General features: G+C 72.5%; 13 protein-coding genes. 10 read left to right on the top strand and 3 right to left on the bottom strand.

The annotated features are described in order from the left end of the window. Positions 1-256 precede the first annotated feature (256 nt). Positions 257-1,630 carry a PP2C family protein-serine/threonine phosphatase gene (locus tag ACIP9H_RS17130; RefSeq protein WP_401595373.1) on the top strand — a complete coding sequence of 458 codons (1,374 nt, stop codon included), beginning with the start codon at positions 257-259 and terminating at the stop codon, positions 1,628-1,630. Positions 1,631-1,670: 40 nt separating this feature from the next. Then, the gene (locus ACIP9H_RS17125) at positions 1,671-3,128 is read left to right on the top strand and encodes an aminopeptidase P family protein (RefSeq protein ID WP_401595371.1); all 1,458 of its coding nucleotides are present in this window, start codon (positions 1,671-1,673) and stop codon (positions 3,126-3,128) included. Positions 3,129-3,242: 114 nt separating this feature from the next. On the opposite strand, the gene ACIP9H_RS17120 is transcribed toward ACIP9H_RS17125, so the two are convergent. Beyond that, positions 3,243-3,689, bottom strand: a complete 447-nt coding sequence (locus ACIP9H_RS17120; protein WP_319663428.1) for an ATP-binding protein — start codon at positions 3,687-3,689, stop codon at positions 3,243-3,245. Positions 3,690-3,889: 200 nt separating this feature from the next. On the opposite strand from ACIP9H_RS17120, the gene ACIP9H_RS17115 reads away from it, so the two are divergent. From ACIP9H_RS17115 to ACIP9H_RS17080, 8 genes are all read left to right on the top strand, one after another. Next, positions 3,890-4,642, top strand: a complete 753-nt coding sequence (locus ACIP9H_RS17115) for a hypothetical protein (RefSeq protein ID WP_401959615.1) — start codon at positions 3,890-3,892, stop codon at positions 4,640-4,642. Positions 4,643-4,738: 96 nt separating this feature from the next. After that, positions 4,739-5,533: a YcnI family protein gene (locus ACIP9H_RS17110; protein ID WP_401595365.1), complete on the top strand. Its 795-nt coding sequence runs from the start codon at positions 4,739-4,741 to the stop codon at positions 5,531-5,533. Positions 5,534-5,604: 71 nt separating this feature from the next. Next, the gene (locus ACIP9H_RS17105) at positions 5,605-6,267 is read left to right on the top strand and encodes an SCO family protein (protein ID WP_401595362.1); all 663 of its coding nucleotides are present in this window, start codon (positions 5,605-5,607) and stop codon (positions 6,265-6,267) included. A gap of 11 nt (positions 6,268-6,278) precedes the next feature. Beyond that, positions 6,279-6,719 (top strand): copper chaperone PCu(A)C, encoded by a 441-nt coding sequence (locus tag ACIP9H_RS17100; protein WP_401595359.1) that lies wholly within the window; start codon positions 6,279-6,281, stop codon positions 6,717-6,719. A gap of 19 nt (positions 6,720-6,738) precedes the next feature. Further along, entirely contained in the window at positions 6,739-8,637 is a 1,899-nt protein-coding gene (locus ACIP9H_RS17095) for a copper resistance CopC/CopD family protein (protein ID WP_401595433.1), read from the top strand. Next, positions 8,634-9,872 (top strand): iron uptake transporter deferrochelatase/peroxidase subunit, encoded by a 1,239-nt coding sequence (gene efeB / locus ACIP9H_RS17090; RefSeq protein WP_401595356.1) that lies wholly within the window; start codon positions 8,634-8,636, stop codon positions 9,870-9,872. The genes ACIP9H_RS17095 and efeB overlap by 4 nt, the downstream gene beginning before the upstream one ends. 586 nt (positions 9,873-10,458) lie before the next feature. Continuing rightward, positions 10,459-11,736: a serine--tRNA ligase gene (gene serS, locus ACIP9H_RS17085; protein ID WP_401595354.1), complete on the top strand. Its 1,278-nt coding sequence runs from the start codon at positions 10,459-10,461 to the stop codon at positions 11,734-11,736. After that, positions 11,733-12,545 carry an HAD family hydrolase gene (locus ACIP9H_RS17080; protein ID WP_401595351.1) on the top strand — a complete coding sequence of 271 codons (813 nt, stop codon included), beginning with the start codon at positions 11,733-11,735 and terminating at the stop codon, positions 12,543-12,545. The genes serS and ACIP9H_RS17080 overlap by 4 nt, the downstream gene beginning before the upstream one ends. On the opposite strand, the gene ACIP9H_RS17075 is transcribed toward ACIP9H_RS17080, so the two are convergent. Both ACIP9H_RS17075 and ACIP9H_RS17070 read right to left on the bottom strand, forming a co-directional pair. Beyond that, on the bottom strand, positions 12,481-13,203 hold the full coding sequence (locus tag ACIP9H_RS17075; protein WP_401595349.1) for a rhomboid-like protein: 723 nt from the start codon (positions 13,201-13,203) through the stop codon (positions 12,481-12,483). The genes ACIP9H_RS17080 and ACIP9H_RS17075 overlap by 65 nt on opposite strands. A 43-nt stretch (positions 13,204-13,246) precedes the next feature. Next, on the bottom strand, positions 13,247-13,855 hold the full coding sequence (locus ACIP9H_RS17070; RefSeq protein WP_360904338.1) for a YceI family protein: 609 nt from the start codon (positions 13,853-13,855) through the stop codon (positions 13,247-13,249). Positions 13,856-13,966 lie beyond the last annotated feature (111 nt).

The following is a 13,966-nucleotide window of genomic DNA, read 5'->3' as shown; positions in this document are numbered from 1 at the left end:
CTGTCGAACCCCTCCAGTCGACAACTAATTGTGGCACGGGGCGCCCTTTTCCAGCCATAGTCGTGCAACCCTTACGGCGCATCGACACCACCGCACCTACCTGGGCAATCCTGGACACGCCCCTGAGGAGGCGGTAGAAGGTAATGCATTGATAGCGGCGCAGAACGACTTGGGGGTTTGCGATGCTATTGACACAAATGCGCTGCTCTGCGGAGCCGCCGCCGTATCGCGTCAAAGGTCGCGAAAGCCGGCGACCATGAGTGCGGCGGGCCTTCCGAAAGTGGCCGGAATCAACCCACCCATTCCGACATCCGCGCACACTGCCGCGCCCGCGGTCGAACAGCAATCCCACCCGGACCAGCTGCCCGAGCAGGCCGGGACGGACGAACCGGCCGGTCAACCCGGCTCGCCGCAGGACGGCTTGGCGTCGTGGGCCGAGGACCTGACGACGCTGCACGAGCTGTCCGAACGCCTCGCCCGCACCTCCTGCGTCGAGGACGCGCTGCGCGAAGTGCTGCACGCGGGCGGCACCTTGACCGGCGCCCGGCGCGGGCTGGCCGCCGTGGGCCCGGCCACCGTCACCGGGCTCGGGCTCTGCCCCGCGGAGCTTGGCGCGCTGGAGACCGTCCCGCTGCCCGCCTCCCCCGGGACCGTGCCGGCCGAGGAGATCCACCCCGACCTCTGCCACGAGCCGGGCCTGGACCCGCGCCACCGCGAGGTCGCCGTACGGCTCGGCCTCGGCGCCAGCTACGCGGTGCGGCTGGCCACGGACAGCGCCGGGCGGCTCGGGTCGGCGGTGTGGTTCTACGACGAGCCCGCCGAACCGGGCGAGCGGCTGCGCCGCCTCATCGGCCTGTACTGCCGCCACGCCACCGAGCACCTGGCCCGGCTGGTCGAGCTGGACCACCTGAGGGCCACCACGGCCGCCCTGCGCGCGCAACTGCTGCCCACCCGCCTGCCCCGGATCCCCGGGGTCCGGCTGGCCGTCACCCACGTCGCGGCGCCCCATGGCGGGGGCGACTGGTACGACGCGATGGCACTGCCGGAGGGCGCCCTCGGGCTGTCCGTCGGCGGGGTCACCGGCTCCGGCACAGGCACGGTGGGCGCGATGGGACGGCTGCGGGCGGCCCTGCGGGCGTACGCGGTGATGGAGGGCGAGGACCCGGTCGCGGTGCTGTCCGACCTGGAGCTGCTGCTGCGGCTGACCGAGCCCGCGCGCTCGGCGACCGCGCTGTACGCCTACGTCGACCCCGCCGCCCGCCGGATCGCGCTGGCCGGGGCCGGGCACTGCCCGCCGCTGGTCGTCGGCGAGCGCCGGGTGGAGTTCGTGGAGACCTCGCTGTCGGCGCCGCTGGGCATGCTCAGCTGCTGGGAGGCGCCCGGCGCCGAGCTGCGGGCACTGCCCGGCGAGACGCTGCTGCTCTACACCGACGGGCTGCTGCACCGCACCGGCGACGCCACCGACCGGGCCGTCGCACGGCTGCACGCCGCGGCCTCGGGCGCCCCGCGCGCCGTACGGGAGGACCCGGCCCTGCTGGCCGACCACGTCCTGCGCACACTGCTGCCCGACGGCCGCGGTGCCGAGGACAGCAGCGAGGACCTCGTCCTGCTGGCCGCCCGCTTCGACTGACCCACTTACGATGGGTGGGTCTACAGCGAGGAGGCATGACGTGGCCGAGGACCGCGCTCCGGAGAACCCGGAAGGCGACGAGCCCATCAAGCAGCGGAAGAACGGCCTGTACCCGGCCGTCTCCGACGAGCTCACCCAGGTGATGAAGTCGGGCTGGGCCGACACGGAACTGCGTGACCTGCAGCCCATGGAGCAGGCCGCGTACGCCGCCAAGCGGCGGGCCGCCCTGTCCGCCCGCTTCCCGGGCGAGCGGCTGGTCGTCCCCGCCGGCAACCTGCGGACCCGCGCGAACGACACGGAGTACCCCTTCCGTGCCGGCACCGAGTACGTGCACCTGACCGGCGACCAGACGCAGGACGCCGTCCTGGTCATGGAGCCCAACGGTGACGCAGGTCACGATGCGACCGCCTACCTGCTGCCCCGGTCCTCCCGGGAGAACGGCGAGTTCTGGCTCGACGGCCAGGGCGAGCTGTGGACCGGCCGCCGGCACAGCCTGGCGGAGGCCCAGGTGCTGCTCGGGGTGCCGTGCGCCGACGTGCGCAAGGCCGCCGACGCGCTGCGCGAGGCGACCGGCCCGGTGCGGGTCGTGCGCGGCTACGACGCCGGCATCGAGGCCGCGCTGACCGACAAGGTCACCGCGGAGCGCGATGCCGAGCTGAAGGAGTTCCTGTCCGAGCTGCGGCTGGTCAAGGACGAGTGGGAGATCGGCGAGCTGCAGAAGGCCTGCGACTCCACCGCCCGCGGCTTCGAGGACGTCGTCCGCGTCCTGGACAAGGCCGAGGCGACGTCCGAGCGCTACATCGAGGGAACGTTCTTCCTGCGCGCCCGCGTCGAGGGCAACGACATCGGCTACGGCTCCATCTGCGCCGCCGGCCCGCACGCCTGCACGCTGCACTGGGTCCGCAACGACGGCCCGGTGCGCTCGGGCGACCTGCTGCTGCTGGACGCCGGTGTGGAGACGCACTCCCTCTACACCGCCGACGTCACCCGCACGCTGCCGGTGAACGGCACGTACAGCGACATCCAGCGCAAGGTCTACGACGCCGTGTACGACGCCCAGGAGGCCGGCATCGCAGCCGTCCGCCCCGGCGCCGCGTACCGTGACTTCCACGACGCCGCGCAGCGCGTGCTGACGGAGAGGCTCGTCGAGTGGGGCCTGGTCGAGGGTCCCGTCGACCGCGTCCTGGAGCTCGGCCTCCAGCGCCGCTGGACCCTGCACGGCACCGGTCACATGCTCGGCCTCGACGTGCACGACTGCGCTTCGGCCCGCACCGAGACCTATGTCGACGGCACGCTGGAGCCCGGTGTGGTCCTCACCGTCGAGCCCGGTCTGTACTTCCAGGCCGACGACCTGACGGTCCCGGAGGAGTACCGGGGGATCGGCGTGCGCATCGAGGACGACATCCTCGTCACCGCCGACGGCAACCGGAACCTCAGCGCGGGCCTGCCGCGCAGCTCCGACGAGGTCGAGCGCTGGATGGCCGGCCTGCGCGGCTGAGCCACGGCACGCGGACGGTGCCCCCGTTCCGTCCCGACGGGACGGGGGGCCGCCCGCACCGGCGCAAGGACCGCCCGCGGACGGGCGGTTGACGCCGTACCGGGACGGACCGGCTCAGGACACCCTGAGCAGGGCGTCGTCCCGCCACTTGAGGATCTTGTCGAAACTGACCACCGCCCCGTGACCGGGCCGGTTGTGGAAGTGGACATGGTCCACCAGCGCCTCGATCAGGAACAGCCCGCGGCCGTGCTCGGCGTGCTGGTCCTTCTTCGACAGCGGTCGTACGGCATGGTGCGTGCGGCGCAGGTCCGGGGCGAAGCCCGGTCCGGAGTCCGCCACCTCGATGCGGCAGCGGTCGCCCTCGATACGGGCCGTCACCCGGTACTCGCCGTGACTCGCGTGCTCAACAGCGTTGGCACAGGCCTCGCTGAGGGCCACGGACAAGTCGTACGAGATGTCGGGGTCCACCCCGGCGGTCTCCATCGTCCCCAGCAGGAGCCGACGGGCGAGCGGAACGCTCGCAGCCTCGCGCCGCAAATGGAGGGACCACCAGATGCTCATGCTCAGCCTCCTGGCTGCGGCTCGACATACCGATACGTATTGCCCCGAAACACGGTCGGTAAGCGTGGTGTTGACGTGATGACGCCCATACGGCCGATGCCCGGCCCCGGCACACGGGTGTACGCGGGCGGCCGGAGCTCATAGCACACCCCGCCGAGATGCGAGACCCCCTGCATACGAACGGGGGGTACGGTGAGATGATGACGCCCGTCATGGCCTCTCCTGTGCGCGTCGGCGCCGATCTGCGACTGCTGCGGGCCGCGGTGTTCACCGCGGTCTGCGTCACGCTGTCCGCGGTCGCGCACTCCCTCGCCTCGGGCCATGCGGTGCCCGGCTGGTCGCTGGCGGCCGGCTGGGTGGCGGTCTTCGCCGTGGCGGCGCCGCTCGCGGGACGGGAGCGCTCGCTCCCGGGGATCTCCGCGGGCCTGGCCGGCGGACAGCTCTCCCTGCACGTGCTGTTCAACGCGGGCGGGGTGTGCGCCCCGGGCGGCGCCCCCCGGACCGGCGGGATCCTGGAGATCGCCGGTCGGCTGATCTGCGGCCAGCGGGCCCAGCCGCTCTCCGGTATGGGCGGCATGAGCCACATGAGCGGTATGGCCGGCATGGGCGGCATGACGCACGCTCACACCGAGAGCACGATGCTCGCCTACAGCCAGCCGATGCTGCTCGGCCACCTGCTCGCCGCGCTCGCCGCGGGCTGGCTGCTGCGCCGCGGCGAGGCCGCGCTGTGGCGGATGATCGCCCTCGGCGCACGGGGTCTCGCCGAACTCACCGGCGCCGCCCTGCGGCACGCCGTCGCGCTGGTGCGCGCCCTGGTCGCCGGGGCGCCCGACGCGCCGTCCGCCGCGGCCGGCCCGCGCCGCCGCGTCGCCGACTCCGTGCCGCCGCACACCGTTCTGCTCCGGCACAGCCTCGCCCGTCGCGGACCTCCGGCGTACGCCCTCGCGGTCTGAACGCGACCCGCTCCACGGACGTAGGGAGACGGAGTCGCGTGCCGCACGCGTGCCATCCGTCACCCTCACACCTTCACCCGTGGAGTGTCTGCACCCATGAACGCCCTGAACTCCAAGAGCACCGCCGTGCGTCGCGCCGTCGCCGTCGCCGGACTCAGTGGAGCGGCCGTCCTCGCCGCCGCCGTGCCCGCCTTCGCGCACGTCTCCGTCCAGCCGAACTCCGCCGTCAAGGGCGGCTACAGCACGGTGTCCTTCAAGGTCCCCAACGAGGAGGACAAGGCGTCGACCATCAAGGTCGAGGTCAACCTGCCGGCCGACCACCCGATCGCGTCGGTCTCCCTCCAGCCCGTCCCCGGCTGGACGGCACAGGTCGTCAAGAGCAAGCTCGCCAAGCCGATCACGAGCGACGACGGCAGCATCACCGAGGCCGTCACCAAGATCACCTGGACCGGCGGGAAGATCGCCCCGGGTGAGTTCCAGCAGTTCCCGGTCTCGCTCGGCCCGCTTCCGGACGACGCCGACCAGCTGGTCTTCAAGGCGATCCAGACGTACGACAACAAGGACGTCGTCCGCTGGATCGAGGAGCAGCAGGAGGGCCAGGAGGAGCCGGAGCACCCGGCGCCCGTGCTGACGCTGTCGGACGACTCCGAGGGCGCGTCGGACGGCCACGGCCACGGCGCCGCCGCGTCCGCCTCTCCCGCCGCCGACACCAAGGCCGGTGGCGGCGAAGGCAAGGGCACTGCCGGCGAGCAGGCCGCGTCGGCCGGCACGAGCGACACCACGGCCCGTGTGCTGGGTGTCGTCGGCATCGTCGTCGGTGTGCTGGGCGTCGGCTTCGGCGTGCTCGCCGGGCGCCGCCGCGGCGCCGGTGGCGGCACCCCCGCCGTCTGACGCAGTATCGCCGGGTGACCGCCGTGCGCGGCGGCCACCCGGCGTCGTACCGAACTTCCTGGGGAACCCTGATGCGTACCACCACCCGGGCGATCGCCGCCGCGGCCGCCGTCGCCGCGCTCGCCCTCACCCTGGCCGCCTGCGGCGGCTCGGACGGCCCGTCGGACGCCGCCGACGCCCCCCTGGTGTCCACCGACGCCACACAGAAGGCCGCGACCGTCCTGGACACGCCCTTCGACAAGCCGGACATGGTCCTCACGGACACGCACGGCAAGAAGTACGACCTGGTCGAGAAGACCGCGGGCAGGCCCACGCTGCTCTTCTTCGGCTACACCCACTGCCCCGACGTCTGCCCGACGACGATGAGCGACATCGCCATCGCCAAGTCCAAGCTGCCCAAGGCCGAACAGGCCGCGCTCACCGTGGTCTTCGTCAGCACCGACCCCGAGCGCGACACCCCGTCGCGGCTGGGTGCCTGGCTGAACGCCATGGACCCGTCCTTCGTCGGCCTGACCGGCGACTTCGCCACGATCCAGGCGGGCGCCCGCTCGCTCGGCATCGCGGTGGAGAAGCCCGTCAAGGAGAAGGACGGCAGCATCACCGTGACGCACGGCGCCGAGGTCGTGGCGTACTCGCCGAAGGACGACAAGGCGCACGCGCTCTACATGTCGGGCACCACCTCGCAGCAGTTCGCCGCCGACCTGCCGAAGATCATCCAGGGCCGGACCCCGTGAGGCGCCCGGTGATGCCGGCGGCCGCGGTCGCGGCCCTGCTGGCCCTGGCGCTCGGCGCCGCGGCCTGCGGCTCCGCACCGGACGGGCCCGAACTCGAGGTCAGCGGCGCCTACATACCGCAGCCCGCGCTCGGGGACATGGCGGCCGGCTACTTCACCGTGACCAACAGCGGTGATCAGGACGCCCGGCTGACCTCGGTCACCAGCGACCTGGCCGGCGAGGTGACGCTGCACTCCACCGCGGGCAACGCCATGCGCCGGGTCGACGCGTTCACCGTCCCGGCCGGCGGACGGCTGACCCTCGGGCTCGGCGGGAACCACCTGATGCTGGAGAAGCTCACGCACAAGCCCGTGGCCGGTGAGGAGGTGTCCGTGGAACTGCACTTCGACGACGCCGACGCCATCGACGTACGGGTCCCGGTCAAGCCGGCGGGCTATCGCCCGGGGGACTGAGGAGGGCGCCATGAAGGACATGAAAGAGCTGGCACGGGCCGGGCTGCGACTGCTGGCCGTCCCGCTGACCGTGCTCGGCCTGCTGCTCGGCGGCGCCGCGCCCGCCTCCGCGCACGCAGCGCTGGTGAGGACCGACCCGGCGGAGGGCTCGGTGGTCAAGATCGCGCCGCAGCAGGTGCGGCTGACCTTCTCCGAGGGTGTGCTGCTGGCCTCCGACGCCGTCCGCGTCCTCGGGCCGGACGGCCGCAGGGCCGACACCGGCGCCGCGAGCAACGGCGGCGAGGGCAGCAACACGGCGGTCGTCGCGCTGCGGCCGGGGCTGGGCAACGGCACGTACACCGTGGCCTGGAAGGCGGTCTCCGCCGACAGCCACCCGGTGGCGGGGGCCTTCGTCTTCTCCATCGGCGCGCCCTCGAAGACCACGGTCAGCCTGCCCGCGCAGGAGGCGGGCGGCGGTGCGGTCGGGGCGCTGTACGACGCCGGACGCTACGCCGCCTATCTCGGGTTCGCCCTGATGGTCGGCTCCGCCTTCTTCCTGGGCGTGTGCTGGCCCGGCGGCGCGCAGCTCCGGCCGCTGCGCCGGCTGGTCGCCGGCGGCTGGGCGGGCATGGTCGGCGCGACGATAGCGCTGCTGCTGCTGCGCGCCCCGTACGCGGGCGGCGGCTCCCTCGGCGACGTCCTCGACCTCGGCGCCGTGAGCGACGTCCTGGACACCCGGCCGGGCGCCGCGCTGCTGTCGCGGCTGCTGCTGCTCGCCGCGTCCGCGGTCTTCATCGCCGTGCTCTTCGGCAGCTACGCCAAGCGGGAGGACCCGGTCGAGCGCCAGGACCTCGCCTGGGGTCTGTCGATCGGCGGCGGGGTCGTGGCCGTGGGCCTCGCCGCGACATGGGCCATGGCCGAGCACGCCTCGGTCGGCATCCAGTCCTCGGTGGCCATGCCGGTCGACATCGTGCACCTGCTGGCCATGGCGGTCTGGCTGGGCGGCCTGGCCACGCTCCTCGTCGCGCTGTGGCGCGGGCTGCCGGTGGAGCGGTCGGCGGTACAACGGTTCTCGCGCATCGCCTTCTGGGCCGTGGCGGCCCTGGTCGCCACCGGCGTCTACCAGTCGTGGCGCCAGCTCGGCTCCTGGGACGCCCTGGTCTCCACCGGGTACGGGCAATTGCTGCTGGTCAAGATCGGCCTGGTCGTGCTGCTGCTGGAGCTGGCCTGGCTCTCCCGGCGCTGGACCGGGCGGCTCGCCGAGAAGGCGAAGGCCGTGCAGCCGGTACGGAGCGCGAAGGCCTCCAGGGCCGCGGCCGCCGTCGCCCAGCCGGTGGCCGCGGGGCGGGGCGGCGACCCCGCCGTCCGTACCGCGCAGCTGGCCCGGCAGGAGGCGGCGCTGGCCAAGGAGCGGGAGCGCAAGGCACGCGACGCCGACCCGGAACGTACGGGCCTGCGCAAGTCCGTGCTGGCCGAGGCCACGGTCGCGGTCGTGATCCTGGGCGTCACCACCCTGCTGACCGGGACGCAGCCGGGCCGGGCCGCCGAGGAGAGCAGCGCGGCGGCGGGGGCGACCGCCCCGGTGACCTCGGTCCCCGAACCGCTGGACGTGCGGATCCCGTTCGACACGGGCGGCCCGAACGGCAAGGGCGAGGCGGAGGTGACGCTCGACCCCGGCAGCACCGCCGAGAACGAGCTGCACCTGCTGATCACCGCCCCCGACGGCCAGGCCCGCGACGTCCCCGAGGTGAAGGTCTCCTTCACGCTCCCGGCCCAGAAGATCGGCCCGATCCCGGTCACCCTGGGCAAGGTCGACACCGGCCACTGGAGCGCGGAGAACGTCCAGATCCCGATCGCCGGGCAGTGGACGCTCGCGGTCACCGTACGGACCTCGGACATCGACCAGGTCACCCGCACCGAGACAGTGAAGATCAATTGACGAACGACCCGATCCGCCGGCCGATCTCGCGGCGCCGCCTGCTGGGCACCGCCGGCGCGGCCGGCGCCGCGGGGCTGGTCGTGGGCGGCGGCTCCGCCGTCGCGGCGAACGCGGCCCGCGACGAACCGGCGGCGCTCGCCTCGGTGGGCGCCGCACGCGTGCCCTTCCACGGCGTCCACCAGGCCGGCATCGTCACCGCGGCCCAGGCGCACGGCCACCTCGCCGCCTTCGACCTGACCGCGGACGCCGGGCGCGCGGGCGCCGCCGCGCTGCTGCGCCGCTGGTCGGCCGCGGCCGAGGCGATGACGGCGGGCCGGGCGCCCGCCGGCGACGACCAGATCGCCCTGGACGCCGGACCGGCTGCGCTGACCGTCACCTTCGGCTTCGGCCGCTCCTTCTTCGACCGGACGGGCCTGCGGTCGAAACAGCCCGAGGCGCTGGCCCCGCTGCCGCCGTTCTCCGCCGACGCGCTCGATCCGCGGCGCGGCGAGGGCGACCTGTGGATCCAGATCGGGGCGGACGACCCGCTGGTCGCCTTCCACGCGCTGCGCGTGCTGCAGAAGCAGGCCGCGGGAACGGCGGCACTGCGCTGGCAGATGACCGGCTTCAACCGCGCGCCCGGCGCCACCGTCGTCCCCCGCACGACGCGCAATCTGATGGGCCAGATCGACGGCACCAACAACCCCAAGCCGTCCGACCCCGACTTCGGGCAGCGGGTCTTCGTGCCCTCCTCCGGCGCGCCGGAGTGGATGGCCGGCGGCTCGTACGCGGTGGTCCGCCGGATCCGGATGCTGCTGGACTCCTGGGACCACCTCTCCGTGGAGCGGCAGGAACGGGTCATCGGGCGCCGCAAGTCCGACGGCGCCCCGCTGTCCGGGGGCGGCGAGGCCGCAAAGCCGGACCTGAACAGGATCGAGGCCGACGGCCGGACCTTCGCCATCGCCGCCGACGCCCACGTGCGGGTCGCCGCCCCGGAGTCCAACGGCGGCGCCGCGATGCTGCGGCGCGGCTTCTCCTACCACGACGGTTTCCGCGAGGACGGTGCCCCGGACGCCGGGCTGCTCTTCGTGGCCTGGCAGTCCGATCCGCTGACGGGCTTCGTCCCCGTGCAGCGCAAGCTCGACCGCGGCGACGGGCTCTCCCGCTTCCTGCGGCACGAGGCGAGCGGGCTGTTCGCGGTGCCGGGCGGCGCGGGCCCCGGTGAATACGTGGGGCAGCGGCTGCTGGAGGCGTAGGGCGCGCGGCCGCACCTCCCAGGGGCCCTCCGGTGAACAACCGGTGGGCCCTTCGGTTGTCCACCGCGTTATCCACAGGCCTTGGGAGCAACCTGGGGATAAGTCGACACGTCCGTGATGGCGAGTAGGGACCAGATCGACAAATCGGCACAGGGGCGCCATCACGGCACACAGGCCCCCGGGTCGGCATTCGTCAGCCCAATACCTTCGAACAACTCGATAGGGGGAAGAATTCTCACTCGAAAGGGAGTGTGAGTAGGGTTTGGCCGGGGAATCCATGGGCCCGCGACCGACCGTCGGAATGATCGACTCCACCATCCACAGTTCATCCACACCCGCTGTGGACAAGCCGGTGGAATACCCGGCCCCCTGTGGATAACCCGTCCCGCCGGACCTGCTCCAACTACCGTTGTCCACAGGGCACATGCCCTCGGGGGAGGGACGTGCGGAATTCGGTTGACGGACACTTCAACGTCATTTTCGGCTGCGGTGCATTTCCGGGGCCCCGTCTTTCAAATCGGACATAACGCTACATAAAGCACTTAACTTGTCGCGTTCGGGCCCGTCGCACCGGTAGCCTGTCCCCGTGATTGACCTTCGCCTGCTTCGTGAGGACCCCGACCGTGTGCGCGCCTCCCAGCGCGCCCGTGGAGAGGACGTCGGCATCGTCGACGCCCTGCTCTCCGCCGACGAGCGGCGCAGGTCGTCCAGTACCCGCTTCGACGAACTGCGCGCCGAGCAGAAGACGCTCGGCAAGCTGGTCCCCAAGGCGCAGGGGGACGAGCGGGCCGAGCTCCTCAAGCGGGCCGAGCAGCTGAAGGCCGCGGTCAGGACCGCCGACGGCGAGCAGCACGAGGCCGCCGAGGAGGCGCAGCGCCTGCTGCTCCAGCTGGGCAACATCGTCCACCCCGACGCCCCGATCGGCGGCGAGGAGGACTTCGTCGTCAAGGAGGTGCTCGGCACCCCGCGCGACTTCGCCGCCGAGGGCTTCGAACCCAAGGACCACATCGACCTCGGCGAACTGCTCGGCGCCATCGACGTCGACCGCGGCGCCAAAGTGTCCGGCTCGCGCTTCTACTACCTGACCGGCGTCGGCGCCCTGCTGGAACTGGCCCTGGTCAACGCGGCCATCGCCCAGGCGACCGCGGCCGGCTTCACCCCGATGCTGACCCCGACGCTGGTCAAGCCCGAGGCCATGGCCGGCACCGGCTACCTCGGCCAGGTCGAGGACGACGTGTACTACCTGGAGAAGGACGGCCTGTACCTGGTCGGCACCTCCGAGGTCCCGCTCGCCGCGTACCACATGGACGAGATCATCGACGCGGCCAAGCTGCCGCTGCGCTACGCCGGCTTCTCCCCCTGCTACCGGCGCGAGGCCGGCTCGTACGGCAAGGACACCCGCGGCATCATCCGGGTGCACCAGTTCGACAAGGTGGAGATGTTCGTCTTCACCCGCCCCGAGGACGCCGAGGCCGAGCACGAGCGCCTGCTGGAGTGGGAGAAGCAGTGGCTGACCTCGCTGGAGCTGCCGTTCCGGGTGATCGAGCTGGCCTCGGGCGACCTCGGCTCCTCCGCGGCGCGGAAGTTCGACTGCGAGGCGTGGATCCCGACCCAGGGCAAGTACCGCGAGCTGACCTCGACCTCGAACACCACCGAGTTCCAGGCCCGCCGGCTGTCCGTCCGGATGCGCGACGAGAACGGCACGCGCGCCCTGGCCACCCTCAACGGCACCCTGTGCGCCATCCCGCGCACGATCGTCGCCATCCTGGAGAACCACCAGCAGGCCGACGGCTCGATCCGGGTCCCCGAGGTGCTCCGCCCGTACCTGGGCGGCCGTGAGGTGCTGGAGCCGGTGGCCAAGTGACTCCCCCGCTCCCCTACGGCCTGGTCGCGACCGATCTCGACGGCACGCTGCTCGGCCCCGACCACACCGTCTCCGAGCGCTCGCGCCGGGCGCTGGCCGCGGCCGCCGCGGCGGGTGCCGCGCACGTCGTCGTCACCGGGCGCCCGGTCGCCCGCACCCGGCACGTGCTGGAGTCGCTGGGCTACGAGGGCCTCGCGGTGTGCATGCAGGGCGCGCAGGTGTACCACGCGGGCGAGCGGCGGCTGCTGACCTCGGTCACCCTGGACCGGCAGACGGCGCGGCAGGCGCTGGAGAAGATCGAGGCGGCGACCGGCCGGCTGGCCGTGGCCGCCGCCCTCGACGGCATGGACGGCGACATCGTCCTCGGTCCCGGCTACGAGCTCTTCGAGTCGGAGCTGCCGGTGGGCCAGGTCGACGTGCTGGACGAGCTGTGGACGGCGCCGATCAGCAAGCTGTACATCCAGCACCCGCAGCTGAGCGACGACGAACTCGCCGAGGCGGCCACCGCGGCCGCCGGCGGCCTGGTCGGGGTCGTGATGTCGGGCGCCGGCATCGTCGAACTGCTGCCGCTGGGGCTGTCCAAGGCCAGAGGCCTGTCGCTGGCCGCCCGTCGGCTGGGCCTGACCGCCCCGGACACCATCGCCTTCGGCGACATGCCCAACGACCTGCCGATGCTCGAATGGGCCGGGTACGGCGTCGCCATGGGCAACGCCCACGCGTCGCTGAAGTCCGTCGCCGACGAGGTCACGGCCTCCAACGCCGAGGACGGCATCGCGGTGGTTCTGGAGCGGCTCTTCCCGGCTGCGTGAGCCCGCGGCAGGCGAGTCCGATCAGCAGCGCGGTGACGTGCCCGAGGTCGGTGTACGTCCGTCCGGGTTGCAGCAGCGGGTAGACGAGGCCGCCCGCGACGGCCGCGAGGTACGCCCAGCGCCACGGGGGAGGCAGCAGGTACGTGAGCACGCCCGCCACCCCGGCGAGCCCGTAGCTCACCCCGATGTCGACGGTGTGCGCCAGCGACGGGGACAGCCGGTCGGCGTGGATGCCGAGGAAGACGGCCTGCTGGCTGATGAGGGTCGCGCCGACGTGGGCGACGGCGACGACGGCGAGCCAGCGGCGGGTGCCGAGCCGGCGCTCGGCGGGGGCGTGCACGATCTCGTAGAAGAGGAAGTACACCAGGAAGGCCGGCGGGGACTCGATCCACAGCGCGCTGACGATCAGTACGCGGACCGGGTGGCTGCCCAGCTCTTCCAGGTTGGTGCTGTTGTGGTGCAGCAGGAAACCGCGGAGGTGCGGCGGGACCGCCGCGAGGACGCCGCTGGTCACCGCCAGGACGAGCAGCCAGGTGTGGGTGCCGGGGGTGGCGCGCACCCAGGCGCGGGCCTGCGCGAACAGCAGGCGCGCCGTGTCGCCCGGAGCGACACGGCGTCGCCTGCCGCCGGCGTCGTGCGCCGGCTCGTTCGATGCCATCCCCACCATCTTGGGGCAGGGACGGCCGAGGCACTCAGCCGGTTCAGGCCGCCTTGATCGCCGAGACGTCGAAGGTGAGCTTGACCTTGTCGCTGATCAGGACGCCGCCGCCCTCGAGGGCCGCGTTGTAGGTCAGGCCCCAGTCGGCGCGGTTGACGGTGGTCGCACCCTCGAAGCCGACGCGCAGGTTGCCGTACGGGTCGGTGGCCGAGCCGTTGAAGGTGAAGTCGATGGAGACCGGCTTGGTGGTGTCCTTGATGGTGAGGTCACCGTGCATGCGGTAGGTCTCGGCGTCGACCTGCTCGGCGGAGCTGCTGCGGAAGGTGATCTCCGGGTGGGCGGCGGCGTCGAAGAAGTCGCCGGTGCGCAGGTGCTCGTCGCGCTGGGCCTGGTTGGTGTCGATGCTGACGACCTTGATCTTCAGCTCGGCGGAGGAGTTGGCCGGCTTGGTGCCGTCGAGCTTCAGCGAGCCCTCGTACTCCGTGAACTGGCCGCGCACGGTGGTCACCATGGCGTGGCGGACGGAGAACCCGATCTCGCTGTGGGTCGGGTCGATCGTGTACTCGCCGGTCAGGTTCGCCAGGTCGGCGGTGGCCACGGCGTTCGCGGTGCCCGTGGTCTCGGCGTCGGTCTTGCGGCTGAACAGGCCCATGATGGCTTACTCCTCGTCGGGGGTGGTTGGTTTATGTTTCAACCTCTTGCACCGTAGCGCCATTCCCTTGAATTCTCAAGGAGGAGTGTGACGGAGCCCACTTTCGAGGGA

The sequence above is a fragment of the Streptomyces sp. NPDC088732 genome, assembly GCF_044751205.1.
Lineage (GTDB): Bacteria > Actinomycetota > Actinomycetes > Streptomycetales > Streptomycetaceae > Actinacidiphila.
The sequence above is the reverse complement of the archived record's forward strand: the minus strand, read 5'-3'. Positions and strand labels throughout refer to the sequence as shown.